The organism is Mesorhizobium sp. M8A.F.Ca.ET.057.01.1.1 (assembly GCF_003952565.1).
GTDB lineage: Bacteria > Pseudomonadota > Alphaproteobacteria > Rhizobiales > Rhizobiaceae > Mesorhizobium.
In genome coordinates this window covers 1,552,170-1,566,255 of the sequence record NZ_CP034454.1, presented here as the reverse complement: position 1 = coordinate 1,566,255, position 14,086 = coordinate 1,552,170, and the positions used below count along the sequence as shown (strand labels likewise).

The following is a 14,086-nucleotide window of genomic DNA, read 5'->3' as shown; positions in this document are numbered from 1 at the left end:
TAGAGCCGGCGAAGCTTTGTACCACCGGCTGCTCGACGAGTTCTTCTGAGCGGCCGATCCCGGCCCGGTCCCGGGCCTTGTCTTGATTTTGTCGCCGCGGGTCTAAGCGGCAGCCTTCTGGTATTTCCGCCGCCGCGGCTGGCTCTGAACACCTGCTGCCTGTGCCTGGCTCACCAGAAAGGGCTTGACCAAACCGCCCGCGGCCTGCATCCGGGTTTTCCGATCCAAAGGGATCGCGCATTCTACAACCGGATTTGCTGACCATGACCGGAAAGACATGGGCGTATGAGGACTTCGTCGAGGGGGCCTCGTTCGACCTCGGCGCGAAAAAAGTAAGCGCGGCCGAGATCATCGAGTTCGCCAGCGAGTTCGACGCTCAGCCGATGCATCTCGACGAGGAAGCCGGCAAGGCCAGCATCCTCGGTGGCCTCTCGGCCTCCGGCTGGCACACCTGCGCCATGTTCATGCGCATGCTGTGCGATGCCTTCCTGCTGGATTCCACCTGCCAGGGCGCGCCCGGCGTCGATCAGGTCAAATGGAAGAAGCCGGTGCTCGCCGGCGATACGCTGCGGGGCAACCTGGTGGTTCTCGCCAGGCGCCTGTCGAAATCGAAGCCGCAACTCGGCTTCGTGACCATGCGCAGCGAACTGGTCAACCAGCGCGGCGAAAGTGTCTTCGAGCTCGAGAACTCCATCATGTTCCTGACGCGCGATGCCGCGAGGAGCCTGTCATGACATTGGACGAATTCTTCCGCATCGGCACCAGGGTGACGCTGGGCTCGCACACATTCGAGGCCGAGGCGATCAAGGCGTTCGCCCGCAAATACGACCCTCAGATCTTCCATATCGACGAGGACGCGGCGAGGAAGAGCGTGCTTGGCGGGCTCTGCGCCTCCGGCTGGCACACCGCGGCCACCTGGATGAAGCTTAATCTGGAAACCCGCCTGGACGCCGAAGGCTGGGACGGCCCGGTGCCCGAATTCGGCCCCTCGCCCGGATTCAAGAACCTGAAATGGCTGAAGCCCGTCTATGCCGGGCAAACCATCACCTTCGCACGCACGGCGCTTTCCCACCGCCCCATCGCGTCCCGTCCCGGTTGGCGGTTGCTGGCGCTGCTCTGCGAGGCCTCCGATTCGACCGGCGCCAAGGTGCTGGAATTCGAGAGCGCGGTATTGGTGAAGGTGGAGTAGCACAGGCGCGTCTTCCTTCTCCCCTGTGGGAGAAGGAAGACGCGCTTCCTCAATGCCCCTCGAACCCGATCAGCGTCCTCACCGGCACGCCGAGCGCTTCGAGCTTGGCGCGTCCGCCCAGATCCGGCAGGTCGATGACGAAGCAGGCGGCGAGGATGTCGGCGCCGATCTGGCGCAGCAGCTTGACCGCCGCTTCCGCCGTGCCGCCGGTGGCGATCAGGTCGTCGACCAGGATGACCTTCTCGCCGGGCGCGACGCCGTCCTTGTGCATCTCCATCTCATCCAGCCCATATTCCAGGCTGTAGGCGACGCGCACGGTCTCGTAAGGCAGCTTGCCCTTCTTGCGGATCGGCACGAAGCCGGCCGAGAGCTGATGGGCGACGGCGCCGCCAAGGATGAAGCCGCGCGCCTCGATGCCGGCGATCTTGTCGATCTTCTGCCCGGCATAGGGATGCACCAGTTCGTCGATGGCGCGGCGGAAGGCGCGTGCGTTTCCGAGCAGCGTGGTGATGTCGCGAAACAGGATGCCGGGCCGGGGATAGTCCGGGATGGTTCGGATCGACGCCAGCAGCGTGTCTTCGAGAGAGGATTTCATGAAGCGGCTCCGGGTGATCCAGCTGACAGAAGCGAAACGGCGCGGGGCCGATCGTAACCCGGCGCGGCCGACAACGGCTAGCGCGATGTGACGGTCGAGACAAGCACATCCGGCAAAGGATGTGGCAGCAAACGCGAGGCGATTTCCTTGCCGTGGGTGCAGGCCGTGGCCGACACGAAAAAGGGGCGCCCGAAGGCGCCCCGCTCGGAAAAATGGCTACCGGCCGGTCCTACATGCCGAGATCGGAACGAAGCTCCGCCCTGGCCACTTCGTACTCGGCCTTGAAATCCTCGCGGTTGAGCAGGACCGCGGCAATGACGCTGCCGGAAATCTTGCCCATCTCGACGTCGGACGGATAATGGATGCCGCCGACGATGCGGTTGTGGGCGAACTCGGCCGCGCGCGCCATGATCTGCGCCCGCTTTTCCGGAACCATGTCGGACAGGATGATGCCCATCATCGTGCCGACGGTCGCATGGCCGGACGGCCAGGAACCGGAGCTCGACAGCTTGACCACCGGCTTGACGAGATCGCTGAGCTGGTGCGGACGCGGGCGCTTCCAGACGTCCTTGGCCGGATCGACGACGGCGCCTTCGGTCTCCACCACGCGATCGAAGAAGGCGCTGAATTTCGGCAGCTTGTCCTTGTTGAAATTCGGCCCCATGACATCGGCGAAACGCCAGACGTTTTCCTCGGCATCGGCGATGGCGCGGGCTTCCATCTCGGGCGTGCGCGTGACTTGCATGGTCAGCACCTCGCCCAACTCGGCCTTTGTCTCTGCCGAATCATTGGCCGGCGGCGGCGGCAGGATCATCGTCAGGTCGACATCCTTGTTGGTGATGAAGGGTTTTGCGTCTTCGGCGCGGGCCGCGGAACCAACGACGAGCAGCAGCAGGCCTGCCGCAAGCGATGCGTATCTTTTCATGGGCGTGATCCTTTGATGAGAGCACCGCAGGATCGCGATGTGCGATGACGGCCATGTGACACCGCCGACGCGTGGCCTGAGCTATCCACCCAAAAAGCAAAAAAGGGCACCTCGCGGCGCCCTCTTTGAATTCCAGACTATGGCATCGCTTAGTGAGCGACGCCTTCCCACACCTTGCGCTTGGTCAAGTAGACCAGGGCGCCGAACAGAAGCAGGAACACCAGCACGCGGAAGCCGGTCTTCTTGCGGTCCTCCATGTGCGGCTCGGCCGCCCATGCCAGGAAGGTCGACACGTCGCGAGCATACTGGTCGACGGTCTGCGGCGCTCCGTCGTCATAGGTCACCTGGCCGTCGGAGAGCGGCTTGGGCATCTTCAGCGACACGCCCGACATGAAGTACGGATTGTAGTGGGTGCCTTCCGGGATGACCATGCCGGCGGGCGGCGTCTGGTCGTAGCCGGTCAGCAGCGAATGGATGTAGTCGGGACCACCGGCATCATACTGGGTGAAGATGTCGAAGACGAACTGCGGGAAGCCGCGCTCGACGCCGCGCGCCTTGGCCAGCAGCGACATGTCGGGCGGCGCGGCGCCGCCGTTGGAGGCAGCGGCGGCCTCCTCATTGGCGAAAGGCGCCGGGAAATGGTCCGACGGCTTGCCGGGGCGGTCGAACATGTCGCCGGCATCGTTGGGGCCGTCATGGATGGTGTATTCGGCTGCAAACGTCTTGATCTGGGCATCGCTGTAGCCAAGGTCCGACAACGTGCGGAACGCCACCAGGTTCATCGAATGGCAGGCCGAGCAGACTTCCTTGTAGACTTTAAGGCCGCGCTGCAGCTGCGCCTTGTCATAGGTGCCGAACGGGCCGGTGAAGCTCCAGCTCATTTCCTTCGGCTCGTTGATCGGGAAATGCGTGGGTGCCGCCGCGTTGTGCGCTTCTTCTGCCGCGAACGCCCAAGTGCCTGCAACCCCAGTGCCGGCGGCCACAAGGCCGACCAGCGCCAGCGAGGTGAGAATCTTCTTCATGCCAAATCCCCTTAGATTCTCTACCGCTCAGCCCTTGGTCTCAGGTGCTGCCGTCGCGCCCGCCGGATGTCCGCTGCCACCCTTGTTCTTTTCGAGCACCGCCTCGGTGATCGAGTTCGGCAGCCTGCGCGGTGTCTCGATCAAGCCGAGCACGGGCAGGGCGACCAGGAAGAAGGCGAAGTAGAACAGCGTCGCCATCTGCGCCATGAACACATAGCTGCCTTCCGCCGGCTGCGAGCCCAGCCAGCCCAGCAGGATGGCATCGGCCACGAACAGCCAGAAGAACAGCTTGTACCAGGGCCGGTAGACCGCCGAGCGCACCTTGGAAGTGTCGAGCCACGGCACCAGGAACAGCATGACGATGGCGCCGAACATGCACAGCACGCCGCCGAGCTTGGAATTGATCGGCCCGATATTGAAGGTGATGGCGCGCAGGATCGCGTAGAACGGCAGGAAGTACCATTCCGGAACGATATGGGCTGGCGTCTTCAGCGGGTTGGCGACGATGTAGTTGTCGGCGTGGCCGAGATAGTTCGGCAGGAAGAAGACGAAATAGGCGAAGATGAACAGGAACACGATCATGCCGAACGCGTCTTTGATGGTCGCGTAGGGGGTGAAGGCGACGGTGTCGGTCTTCGACTTGACCTCGATGCCGGTCGGGTTCGACTGGCCGACGACATGCAGCGCCCAGACGTGCAGCACGACGACGCCGGCGATCATGAACGGCAGCAGGTAATGCAGCGCGAAGAAGCGGTTGAGCGTCGGATTGTCGACGGCGAAGCCGCCGAGCAGCAGTTGCTGGATCCAGTCGCCGACCAGTGGAATGGCGCTGAAGAAGCCGGTGATGACGGTGGCGCCCCAGAAGCTCATCTGCCCCCATGGCAGCACATAGCCCATGAAGCCGGTCGCCATCATCAGGAGGTAGATGATGCAGCCCAGGATCCACAGCAGTTCGCGCGGCGCCTTGTAGGAGCCGTAATAGAGACCGCGGAAGATGTGCAGGTAAACGGCGATGAAGAAGAACGAGGCGCCGTTGGCGTGCATGTAGCGCAGGAGCCAGCCGGAATTCACGTCGCGCATGATCTTCTCGACCGAATTGAAGGCGAGAGCGCTGTCCGACGTATAATGCATCGCCAGCACGATGCCGGTCAGTATCTGCGAGACCAGCATGATGGCCAGGATGCCGCCGAAGGTCCACATATAGTTCAGGTTGCGCGGCACCGGATAGGCGATGAAGCTGTCATAGACCATCCTGGGCAGCGGCATGCGGGCGTCGAACCAGCGTTCGATACCGGTCTTCGGCGTGTAGGTCGAGTGTCCCTCGCTCATCGAAATATCCCCTGCCTCAACCGATAAGGAGTTTGGTATCGGAAATGAATTTGAATACCGGAATCGCCATGTTCTCCGGCGCCGGGCCTTTGCGGATGCGGCCGGCGGTGTCGTATTGCGAGCCATGGCACGGGCAGAACCAGCCGCCGAAATCGCCTTCCTGGCCGAGCGGAATGCAGCCCAGATGGGTGCAGACCTGAACCATCACCATCCAGGCTTCCTTGCCGGGCGTGGTGCGGTTGGCGTCGGTCGCCGGCGCATCGGACGGCAAATTGGCGTTGCGGGCGATCGGATCCTTGAGATCGGAGAGGCTGACGGCCTCGCCGTCCTTCATTTCCTTCTCGGTGCGGTTGCGCACCACGACCGGCTTGCCGCGCCACTTGACGATCAGCGAACTGCCAGGCGTCAGCGAGGAGACATCGACCTCGACCGAAGCGAGCGCCAGCGTCGAGGCGTCGGGGCGCATCTGGTCGATGAACGGCCAGGCGACGGCACCGGCGCCGACCACGGCGGCCATGCCGGTGGCGACGTAGAGAAAATCTCGACGGTTGGGATCGTGGATGTCGGTTGCGCTCACGGGTGCCTGATCCTTTCGCCTCTTCCGCGCCGGTGGCTGAGCCTTGTTCCCCGCTCAATCACGCCAACCCGACAGCGCATGGCGAACAGGCTAGCGAATTCCTCCGGCATTTGGACTTCGGTTTATGCGTGAAGCCCGTTTTTGTCCAGACGGGTCAAGGCACAAGGGCAGATTGTCGCGGGGACAAATTACCCTGTCGCCCGGCGGGGCCGCCAAGCGCCGCAAAAGGCGTCTAAACAACCGGGAAACAACCGCAAATCCGGCATCGTTGTTTGCCTCGACATAGGCTGCCCGAGTGATCTATTTTCCCTGCCATGGTGCATGTCATCGATCGCGAGGAATGGTCTGTTCGCTCCAACCACTGGAAGGGCGAACTGCAATGCGGCGTCTACGGCTCAAACTCCTGCCTGATCTTCAACTACCTGCCTGATGTCGGCGGCGGCCCTCGGCTGCACGCTCATCCCTATGCGGAGATCTTCATCATCCGCGAGGGAACCGGCCTGTTCACGGTCGGCGACCAGGAGATCGAGGCCTCGGCCGGACAGATCGTCATAGTGCCGCCGCACACGCCGCACAAATTCACCAATCTCGGTCCAGGTCCGCTGGAAACGACCGACATCCACGAAAACGGCAGCTTCATCACGGAATGGCTGGAGTAATTCCTGCATAGCCCTGGCGGCTTCCCGGTTGACGCCTAGATCTACCGCATAGGCGCCAACCAGAAAGCCGCCAGGGCCAGGACATGCAAACCTCGACCATCGAAATCGAAGGGCTGAGCATTGCGATCCGCGAGGCAGGCCCCGCTGGCGCGCCGGCTTTCCTTCTGCTGCACGGATGGCCGCAAAGCTCCTACGCCTTCGAGCGGGTGATCGGCCGGTTGGCGGCCGACTACCGGGTCGTCGCCCCTGACCTGCCCTGCATCGGCGGCTCGCAAGGCGTGCCCGAGGCTGGTGACAAGAGAACCTTGGCGAGGCTGATGAGAGGCGTCGCAGAGACTTGCGGGTTGCGCCAGCTCGTGGCCGCCGGCCACGATGTCGGCGGCCAGATCGTATTTGCCTTGTTGAGCGACCATCCTGACATTCTTTCCGGCGCGGCGATCATGGACGTCGTCATTCCGGGCGTCGCTCCGTGGGAGAAGGTCATTCGCAATCCGCAAATCTGGCATTTCGCTTTTCACGCTATTCCAGCCTTGCCGGAAACGCTGGTCAGCGGCCATCAGAGCGCTTATTTCGACTTCTTCTTCAATGTGCTTTCGAAGGATCGAGCTTCGATCTCTGACGACGCCAGGGAAATCTACGCCAAGGCCTATTCCAGGCCGGAAAGCCTCCAGGCGGGGTTCGACTGGTATCGCGCCTTTCCCGAGGATGCCAAGGCCAATGCCGCGCGGCCCGCGAAGCCGATTGCGGTTCCGGTGCTGTATCTGAGGGGTTCGGCCGAGTCCGGCGACATCGGCGACTATGTCGATGGCCTGCGCGCAGCCGGGCTCTCAAATGTCGAGGGCGACATCATAGCCGACAGCGGACACTTCGTTGCCGATGAGAATCCCGAAGCGCTTGCCGCCCGCCTGGCGCGCTTCCACAGGGAAATCAGCGCGGCAAGTTCCAACTTTACATGGCGCCGAGCCTGACCAGCACGGCCTTGGGGATGTTGTATTCGCGGATGACGGCGTCATGCTTTCGAAGGCCGCACAATTCGCGCTGGATGAAATAGGCGTGAACGGCCACGGCAGCCTCCTTGAGAAGCAGGGGACGCATGTCCTCGTCGGCATTGCTGGTCAGCCGGGCCAGCGTCTCCTCGACCTTTTGACCGGCTCGGCCGAGTGCGGCAGCCTTCTCGGCGAGGATTTCATGACCAAGCGCGTCGAAGGCCGCTTCGGCGGCCGACGCGCCGGCAAGATGAGATGGCGGACGCAAGGACATTTCAGTTCCCTTTCCCGAACACCATGCGGTGGGTGACGAATTCTTCGCCTTCCACGCGCTGAAAGCCAAGCCGTTCATAAAAACCGAAGGCTTCCGGCGGCGCGCGGGTGTTCAACACGGAGAAATATTGGCGAGCCCGGTCGATCACGGTCTCGACCAGTATGCGGCCGAGGCCGTTGCGGCGGTGGCGGGCGCTGACGAACAGGTGCCGGACCCGGCCCTGGTCCCTGCCCTCGAAATAGGGATCGATGTTCAGCCCGCACACGCCGGCGAGTTCCCGGCCATGCCATAGCCCGAAAAGTCCCTCGCCGCGCTTCAGGAACTTGTTGCGGCCGCTTGCCCAGCCATCCGCCAGCCGCACCAGCATCCAGTAGCCTTCCAGCCGGCTCTCTACCTTCAACGCGTCGAAGGCCGCCGCGGATGGTCGCAAACGCTTGAGCGCATAGTCGATCTCTGGGCCAACCTCTCGGCCGATCTCGGGGCTGACCTCTGGCGATCCACCCATGCGCCTACTCCGCCGGCCGCGTCTCTTCGAGCACGCTTTCCTCGTGATAGAGGAAGCCGCCGGACTGGCGCTTCCACAGCCGGGCATAGAGGCCGTCGAGCGCCACCAGCTCGTCATGCGTGCCTTGCTCGACGATGCGGCCGCCGTCGAGCACCACCAGGCGGTCAAGTGCCGCGATCGTCGACAACCGGTGGGCAATGGCGATCACGGTCTTGTTCTCCATCAGCCGCGTCAGATTCTCCTGGATCGCCGCCTCGATGTCGGAATCGAGCGCCGACGTCGCCTCGTCGAGGATGAGGATCGGCGCGTCCTTGAGGAAGACGCGGGCGATCGCCACGCGCTGGCGCTGGCCGCCCGACAGCTTGACGCCGCGTTCGCCGACAAAGGCTTCGTAGCCCTGCCGGTCCCTGTTGTCGCGCAAGCTCAGGATGAATTCGTGGGCCTCGGCCTTCCCTGCCGCCGCGATCACCTGCGCGTCGGTCGCGTCGGGCATGCCGAGCTTGATGTTGTCGCGCAGCGAGCGATGGAATAGGGCGGTGTCCTGGCTTACGACGCCGATATTGGCGCGCAGCGAATTCTGCGTCACACCGGAGATATCCTGGCCGTCGATGGTTATCTGGCCGCTTTCGAGGTCGTAGAGGCGCAGGATCAGGTTGGCCAGCGTCGTCTTCCCGGCGCCCGACGGCCCGACCAGCCCGACCTTCTCGCCCGGCCTGACGACAAGGTCGATGCCGTTCAGCACGCCAAACCCCTTACCGTAGTGGAATTCGACATTCTTCACGTCGATGCGTCCGCCCGTCACGACCAGCTCTTTCGCGTCCGGTACGTCGGTCAGGCCGAGCGGCTGCGAGATCAGCGCCTTGGAGTTCTCCAGCACGCCGAGGTTTCGCAAGATGCTGTTCATCTGCATCATCAGCCGGCCGAGCAGCATGTTGAGGCGCAGCACCAGCGACAGCGTGAAGGCGACGGCGCCGACGGTGATCGAGCTCTCGACCCAGAGATAGACCGCAAAGCAGCCGATCGCGGTGATCATGATGCCCGACAGCGTCGTCAGCGCCATGCGCACGCCGGTCAACCGGCGGGTGAAGGGGCGCAATGCGTCGAGATAGATGTCGAAGCCGTTCCTGATGTAGCGGTCGTCGCCGTCGGCCGCGAACAGTTTCAGCGTCTGCACATTGGAGTAGGAATCGACGATGCGGCCATTGATCATCGAGCCCGCCTCGGCGGTCGCTTCGGCGTGCTTGCGGATCGCCGGCAGATAGCGCCTGGCCAGAAAGCCAAAGGCGGTGATCCAGATCACCACCAATGCCGCCAGCCTGAGATCGAGCCCCGCGACCAGCGCAAGCGTCGTCGCCGTATAGACGATCATGAACCAGACGACCTCGATGAAGCTCTCCATCAGGTCGCCGGTCGCCTGCCCCGCCTGCCAGACTTTCGTCGCGATCCGGCCGGCGAAATCGTTCTGGAAGAAGGCGTAGGACTGGCGCGAGACGTGCCGGTGCGCCTGCCAGCGCACCAGATTGTAGAAGCCGGGCGTGATCGTCTGTTCGTCGACCAGCGCCGACAACCCGACGACCATTGTGCGGAGGACCAGCACCACCGCGACCATGAACATCAGTTCCGGGCCGGCGGCGGTCCATAATGCATGCCAGCTCCGCTCGCCGGGCAACTGGTCGAGAATATCGACCAGCCGCCCGACGAAATAGAACAGCCCGGCCTCGACCAGCGGCGCGATCCCGCCGACGACCAGCATAGCGAAGAAGGCGAACTTCGCCTGGCCGACATAGTGCCATAGGAAGCCGGCGACGCTGGCCGGTGGCCGAAGATGCGCCGGCTCCCTGAACGGATAGACCCAGGATTCGAACCAGCGGTAGACGGCTGTCATCATGCGGCGGCCATCATTCTGCGGCTTGCCCCTTCGCGCCAATGTCGTTGGCGACACTGTGGTTGGCGGCGCCGACCGGGCCGTCGTCGAGCAGGAATCCACCCGACTGGCGCTGCCAGAGCTGCGCGTAGAGCCCGCCGCTGGCGACCAGTTCCTCGTGCGACCCCTCCTCGATGACGCGGCCCTGGTCCATCACGACGAGCCTGTCCATCGCCGCGATGGTCGACAGCCGGTGCGCGATGGCGATGACAGTCTTGCCCTGCATGAGTTTGTAGAGATTCTCCTGGATGGCGGCTTCCGCCTCGGAATCGAGCGCCGAAGTCGCTTCGTCAAGGATAAGAATAGGGGCGTCCTTCAACATAACGCGAGCAATGGCGATGCGTTGCCGCTGGCCGCCGGACAGTTTGACGCCACGGTCGCCGACATAGGCATCGAAACCCTTGCGGCCGCTATGGTCCGAAAGCGCTGATATGAAATCCAGCGCCTCGGCCCGCCGCGCCGCCTCGAGCAACATCTCGTCGCTGGCATCGGGCCGGCCATAAAGTATGTTGTCGCGCACCGAACGATGCAGCAGCGAGGTATCCTGCGTGACCATGCCGATCTGGGCGCGCAGCGAATCCTGCTTCACGCCGGCGATCTCCTGGCCGTCGATCAGGATCCGGCCGGACTCCAAATCGTAGAAGCGCAGGAGGAGGTTGACCAGCGTCGACTTGCCGGCGCCCGAGCGTCCGACAATGCCGACCTTCTCGCCCGGTTTCACCGCCAGCGACAGGTTTTCGATGACGCCCTTCTGCTTGCCGTAGTGGAAGCGGATGTCCTCGAAGCGGATATCGCCTTTGGAAACGTTGATCTCCTTGGCATCCGGCCTGTCTTCGACGAGGCGCGGCAGCGAGATGGAGGCAATGCCGTCCTGCACCGTGCCGATATTCTCGAACAGGCCCGACATTTCCCACATGATCCACTGCGACATGCCCCACATCCGGAGCACCAGGCCAATGACCACGGCGACCGCGCCGATCGTCACTGCTTGCCCCATCCACAGCCACAGCGAGATGGCGGTGACCGAGAACAGCAGAAGCGCGTTCAGTATGTAGAGCGAGCCGAACAGCACCGTCACCAGCCGCATCGACCGGTAGACCGTGTCGAGGAAGCCCATCATGCCTTCCCTGGCGAAGGCGGCCTCGCGGCGCGAATGGCTGAACAGCTTTACCGTCTGGATGTTGGTGTAGCTGTCGACGACGCGGCCGGTCATGGTCGAGCGCGCATTGGCCTGCTCCTCGCCGACCTTGCCCAGGCGCGGGATGAAAAAGCGCAGCAACAGGATGTAGCCGACCAGCCAGACGCCGAGCGGCGCGGCCAGCCGCCAGTCGGCCGAACCGACGATCAGCAGCATGCCGAGGAAATAGACGATGACGTAGTTCAGGACGTCGATCACCTTGATGACGCATTCGCGCACGGCGAGTGCCGTCTGCATCAGCTTGGTGGCGATGCGGCCGGCGAATTCGTCCTGGTAGAAGCTCATCGATTGCTTGAGCAGGTAGCGATGCACCTGCCAGCGGATGCGCATGGGATAGTTGCCCATCAGGGTCTGCTGGTTGAGCAACGAATGCAGCCAAACCGTGCCGGGCAGCGCGAACAGCACGATGAACGCCATGCCGGCGAGCTTCCAGCCCTCCGTCTGCAGGAAGGTCTCGCGGTTCTGCCCCGACAGCCAGTCGACGATGCGGCCAAGGAAGCCGAACATCCACACTTCCGCGATGGCGATGGCCGCCACCAGCACCGCATCGACCAGGATATAGGGCCATGCGCCGCGCGTATAATGCAGGCAGAAGGCAACCAGCGTCTTGGGCGGTTCGACCGGTTCCGCGGCCGGGAACGGATCGAGCCTTCTTTCAAACCAGCTAAACAACAACATTAGGGCATGCCTGTAAAATCTGTTTTCCGCTTACGCGGCTTGGCGACGTACAAAGTCCTCGGACCGCATGGCGTCGAGGGCCGACGCTCCGGAATCATCCGGAGCGTCGGCCCTGCTTCGCGCAATATAGGGGCTCGCCGGCTTTTCGCCGACAGCCACCTTTGTCGATGCTGACGACACGGTGCCACCAGTGCGGTTTTTTGCGCCCGGTCGGATCAGCCGGATGATGCGGCGCACCAGCGACGGTCGGCTCGGGTCGGGAACCGCGTGCGAGAAATCGACATCCGGCAACATGCCGCGATGCGGACGCCGGCGCACTTCGGCATGAACCGCCGACGAATAGGTTTCGCCGATCAGCAGCGCCCAGGTCGGCAGCCGGTGGATATGCAGGCTCCTCGAGCCCGGTATTCTGTATGGATCGAACATCGGTCCGTCCTCCGTGTTGAAATAGAGATAAAAAGGATGATCGAGATCGTGCCGCGGGGTCGGCGGCGGATCAGTCGGGACGCATTGGGACGGGGCCATCGGCCCCTTCGGCAGCTTGAAAAACATCGCAGGATTCCTTCGAAGACCAGGGTATGGTTTCGGCGGAGATCGGTGCGGAAGTGCCTAAAAGATCAGGAGAAACGTCGTACCGAAACCGCCAGGGCGCAAGTAAGCCCACGGGTGGGGCGCTGGATGTGCATGGTCATCATGAATTACCCCTCCATCGGTTCGGGTTGACAATGCTGGTCGTATACCCGACTTCGAAAAAAATGGCCACCCGCAGGTCCAGGAATTTCCAAAACCAGGAAGCTGCTGTGGCCGATCTGCCACTTATTAGAAGGACGCGAAAGTGAACCGTGGTCTCCGCATCGCGCTCTACCAGCCTGACATTGCCGGCAATACCGGGACAATCCTGCGCTTCGCCGCTTGCCTCGGCCTTGGCGTCGACATCATCGAGCCGGCCGGCTTTCCGCTTTCCGACAGAGCGCTCAAACGCGCCGGCATGGACTACCTCGAAATGGCTGCCCTGACCCGGCATGTCGACTGGAACGCCTTCGAGGAGTGGCGCAAGGCCCGCGCGGACCGGCTGGTGTTGCTGTCGACCAGGGCTACGGCCCCCTATACCGACTTCAGCTTCACCGACCGCGACATCCTCCTGTTTGGCCGCGAATCCGCGGGCGTGCCGGAACCAGTCCATCAGGCGGCGGATGTTCGGCTGACAATCCCGATGCAGCCCACCGCGCGCAGCCTCAACGTCGCTCTTTCCGTGGCCATGGTGGCGGGCGAAGCCATCCGGCAGCTCGGATAGGGGATCGCCGGCAGCGCCGTCCGCGATGATTTTTGCCCAGGCGCACATCCGCCTTCTCCTTCGTTTGCACATCCAAGCTTTCTTGGCTACAAGCTCAACTTAACTTGAGGTCAAGCGGAAAGTACGAAGATGGCGCCGGTAACCGAATTGACGGTCGGCCAGGTGGCCGCGCGCAGCGGCGTGGCGGTGTCGGCGCTGCATTTCTATGAAGCCCGCGGGCTGATCCGCAGCCACCGCACCTCCGGCAACCAGCGCCGCTACGGCCGCGATGTGCTGCGACGCGTGGCCGTAATCCGGATTGCCCAGGAGGTCGGCATTACGCTCGCGGAGATCGGTGCCGCACTTGAATCATTACCTGAAGGCCGCACGCCGACGCGCGAGGATTGGAATCTGCTTTCAACGGCTTGGCGCGATAGCCTCGATCAGAAAATCAGCCAGCTGAAGAAACTGCGCGACGGGCTGAGCGACTGCATCGGCTGCGGCTGCATGTCGATCGACAAATGCCCGCTGAGGAACAAGGGCGACCGGCTGGCCAGGGAGGGAACGGGGGCGAGACGGCTGTTGGTCGAGCGTTAATCCGCCGCCGGCAGGCGCCTGATCGTGAACTCGATCAGATCGCCCGGGCGCTCGAACCAGCTTTCGATCTCGGTCCAGTAGGCCTGCTTGGGAAAGCGCTCGAACCATTCCTTGGCCTTCAAGCGGGCATCGGAGCGCGGCAGGACGAACGTCTCGCGCAAAAAGCCGTCGCGCGGCATGCGCGCGCGCTCGGCCCGGCTTTGGTCGAGCCTTTTCTTCAGGCCATCCAGCGGCGGTCTTGCCGGGGTGCGCATGAAGCAACTCCTTACACCCTAAATCAGACGGGACTTGACCCTGATCCCTAAGAGATTAGGGATCGCGCCGGCAAAAGACGAGTCATTTATCGGGAATCCCC

Annotated in this window: 17 protein-coding genes; 6 read left to right on the top strand and 11 right to left on the bottom strand. The window is 63.1% G+C overall.

Translation table 11 applies throughout. The features are described 5' to 3' along the window. Positions 1 to 263: 263 nt before the first annotated feature. Positions 264 to 734: a MaoC family dehydratase gene (locus tag EJ077_RS06995; RefSeq protein WP_208700706.1), complete on the top strand. Its 471-nt coding sequence runs from the start codon at positions 264 to 266 to the stop codon at positions 732 to 734. Continuing rightward, positions 731 to 1,189, top strand: a complete 459-nt coding sequence (locus EJ077_RS06990; RefSeq protein ID WP_208700704.1) for a MaoC family dehydratase — start codon at positions 731 to 733, stop codon at positions 1,187 to 1,189. The genes EJ077_RS06995 and EJ077_RS06990 overlap by 4 nt, the downstream gene beginning before the upstream one ends. A gap of 49 nt (positions 1,190 to 1,238) precedes the next feature. On the opposite strand, the gene EJ077_RS06985 is transcribed toward EJ077_RS06990, so the two are convergent. The 5 genes from EJ077_RS06985 to petA all read right to left on the bottom strand — a co-directional run bounded on the left by EJ077_RS06985 (position 1,239) and on the right by petA (position 5,637). Beyond that, positions 1,239 to 1,784, bottom strand: coding sequence for an adenine phosphoribosyltransferase (locus EJ077_RS06985; RefSeq protein WP_027143364.1), 546 nt, complete (start codon positions 1,782 to 1,784; stop codon positions 1,239 to 1,241). Between the two features lie 229 nt (positions 1,785 to 2,013). Continuing rightward, complete coding sequence (locus tag EJ077_RS06980) at positions 2,014 to 2,709, bottom strand: acid phosphatase (protein ID WP_127869761.1); 696 nt, start codon at positions 2,707 to 2,709, stop codon at positions 2,014 to 2,016. A gap of 149 nt (positions 2,710 to 2,858) precedes the next feature. Next, complete coding sequence (locus EJ077_RS06975; protein ID WP_208700702.1) at positions 2,859 to 3,731, bottom strand: cytochrome c1; 873 nt, start codon at positions 3,729 to 3,731, stop codon at positions 2,859 to 2,861. A 27-nt stretch (positions 3,732 to 3,758) separates the two neighbouring features. After that, entirely contained in the window at positions 3,759 to 5,060 is a 1,302-nt protein-coding gene (locus EJ077_RS06970) for a cytochrome b (protein WP_208700700.1), read from the bottom strand. A 16-nt stretch (positions 5,061 to 5,076) separates the two neighbouring features. Further along, positions 5,077 to 5,637 carry a ubiquinol-cytochrome c reductase iron-sulfur subunit gene (gene petA / locus EJ077_RS06965; protein WP_127276061.1) on the bottom strand — a complete coding sequence of 187 codons (561 nt, stop codon included), beginning with the start codon at positions 5,635 to 5,637 and terminating at the stop codon, positions 5,077 to 5,079. Positions 5,638 to 5,951: 314 nt separating this feature from the next. Here petA and EJ077_RS06960 point away from each other — a divergent pair, with 314 nt between their 5' ends. Both EJ077_RS06960 and EJ077_RS06955 read left to right on the top strand, forming a co-directional pair. Beyond that, positions 5,952 to 6,296, top strand: a complete 345-nt coding sequence (locus EJ077_RS06960) for a cupin domain-containing protein (RefSeq protein WP_208700698.1) — start codon at positions 5,952 to 5,954, stop codon at positions 6,294 to 6,296. 83 nt (positions 6,297 to 6,379) lie between these two features. Beyond that, positions 6,380 to 7,264, top strand: a complete 885-nt coding sequence (locus EJ077_RS06955) for an alpha/beta fold hydrolase (protein WP_208700697.1) — start codon at positions 6,380 to 6,382, stop codon at positions 7,262 to 7,264. On the opposite strand, the gene EJ077_RS06950 is transcribed toward EJ077_RS06955, so the two are convergent. Genes EJ077_RS06950 through EJ077_RS06930 form a run of 5 tightly spaced genes read right to left on the bottom strand, consistent with a single transcriptional unit; the run spans position 7,245 to position 12,413 of the window. Next, positions 7,245 to 7,556: a DUF6665 family protein gene (locus EJ077_RS06950; protein ID WP_208700695.1), complete on the bottom strand. Its 312-nt coding sequence runs from the start codon at positions 7,554 to 7,556 to the stop codon at positions 7,245 to 7,247. The two genes, EJ077_RS06955 and EJ077_RS06950, sit on opposite strands and share 20 nt — an antisense overlap. Position 7,557: 1 nt before the next feature. After that, positions 7,558 to 8,061 (bottom strand): GNAT family N-acetyltransferase, encoded by a 504-nt coding sequence (locus EJ077_RS06945; RefSeq protein ID WP_208700693.1) that lies wholly within the window; start codon positions 8,059 to 8,061, stop codon positions 7,558 to 7,560. Positions 8,062 to 8,065: 4 nt separating this feature from the next. Further along, positions 8,066 to 9,949, bottom strand: coding sequence for an ABC transporter ATP-binding protein (locus EJ077_RS06940; protein WP_208700691.1), 1,884 nt, complete (start codon positions 9,947 to 9,949; stop codon positions 8,066 to 8,068). Positions 9,950 to 9,959: 10 nt separating this feature from the next. After that, positions 9,960 to 11,861, bottom strand: coding sequence for an ABC transporter ATP-binding protein (locus EJ077_RS06935; RefSeq protein ID WP_208700689.1), 1,902 nt, complete (start codon positions 11,859 to 11,861; stop codon positions 9,960 to 9,962). A 30-nt stretch (positions 11,862 to 11,891) separates the two neighbouring features. Continuing rightward, positions 11,892 to 12,413, bottom strand: a complete 522-nt coding sequence (locus EJ077_RS06930; protein ID WP_208700687.1) for a hypothetical protein — start codon at positions 12,411 to 12,413, stop codon at positions 11,892 to 11,894. Positions 12,414 to 12,696: 283 nt separating this feature from the next. Between EJ077_RS06930 and EJ077_RS06925 the strand changes: the two genes are divergently transcribed. Then, a complete protein-coding gene (locus tag EJ077_RS06925) occupies positions 12,697 to 13,155 on the top strand; it encodes a tRNA (cytidine(34)-2'-O)-methyltransferase (protein WP_208700685.1) in 459 nt (152 codons plus the stop codon). A gap of 129 nt (positions 13,156 to 13,284) precedes the next feature. Continuing rightward, positions 13,285 to 13,731 carry a redox-sensitive transcriptional activator SoxR gene (soxR, locus tag EJ077_RS06920; RefSeq protein WP_208700683.1) on the top strand — a complete coding sequence of 149 codons (447 nt, stop codon included), beginning with the start codon at positions 13,285 to 13,287 and terminating at the stop codon, positions 13,729 to 13,731. On the opposite strand, the gene EJ077_RS06915 is transcribed toward soxR, so the two are convergent. After that, positions 13,728 to 13,985 carry a hypothetical protein gene (locus EJ077_RS06915; protein WP_023770299.1) on the bottom strand — a complete coding sequence of 86 codons (258 nt, stop codon included), beginning with the start codon at positions 13,983 to 13,985 and terminating at the stop codon, positions 13,728 to 13,730. The genes soxR and EJ077_RS06915 overlap by 4 nt on opposite strands. Positions 13,986 to 14,086 lie beyond the last annotated feature (101 nt).

Coding starts and splice junctions, on each gene's coding strand:
- EJ077_RS06995 (WP_208700706.1), top strand. CDS start 264: ATGACCGGAAAGACATGGGCGTATGAGGACTTCGTCGAGGGGGCCTCG.
- EJ077_RS06990 (WP_208700704.1), top strand. CDS start 731: ATGACATTGGACGAATTCTTCCGCATCGGCACCAGGGTGACGCTGGGC.
- EJ077_RS06985 (WP_027143364.1), bottom strand. CDS start 1,784: ATGAAATCCTCTCTCGAAGACACGCTGCTGGCGTCGATCCGAACCATC.
- EJ077_RS06980 (WP_127869761.1), bottom strand. CDS start 2,709: ATGAAAAGATACGCATCGCTTGCGGCAGGCCTGCTGCTGCTCGTCGTT.
- EJ077_RS06975 (WP_208700702.1), bottom strand. CDS start 3,731: ATGAAGAAGATTCTCACCTCGCTGGCGCTGGTCGGCCTTGTGGCCGCC.
- EJ077_RS06970 (WP_208700700.1), bottom strand. CDS start 5,060: ATGAGCGAGGGACACTCGACCTACACGCCGAAGACCGGTATCGAACGC.
- EJ077_RS06960 (WP_208700698.1), top strand. CDS start 5,952: ATGGTGCATGTCATCGATCGCGAGGAATGGTCTGTTCGCTCCAACCAC.
- EJ077_RS06955 (WP_208700697.1), top strand. CDS start 6,380: ATGCAAACCTCGACCATCGAAATCGAAGGGCTGAGCATTGCGATCCGC.
- EJ077_RS06950 (WP_208700695.1), bottom strand. CDS start 7,556: ATGTCCTTGCGTCCGCCATCTCATCTTGCCGGCGCGTCGGCCGCCGAA.
- EJ077_RS06945 (WP_208700693.1), bottom strand. CDS start 8,061: ATGGGTGGATCGCCAGAGGTCAGCCCCGAGATCGGCCGAGAGGTTGGC.
- EJ077_RS06940 (WP_208700691.1), bottom strand. CDS start 9,949: ATGATGACAGCCGTCTACCGCTGGTTCGAATCCTGGGTCTATCCGTTC.
- EJ077_RS06935 (WP_208700689.1), bottom strand. CDS start 11,861: ATGTTGTTGTTTAGCTGGTTTGAAAGAAGGCTCGATCCGTTCCCGGCC.
- EJ077_RS06930 (WP_208700687.1), bottom strand. CDS start 12,413: ATGTTTTTCAAGCTGCCGAAGGGGCCGATGGCCCCGTCCCAATGCGTC.
- soxR (WP_208700683.1), top strand. CDS start 13,285: ATGGCGCCGGTAACCGAATTGACGGTCGGCCAGGTGGCCGCGCGCAGC.
- EJ077_RS06915 (WP_023770299.1), bottom strand. CDS start 13,985: ATGCGCACCCCGGCAAGACCGCCGCTGGATGGCCTGAAGAAAAGGCTC.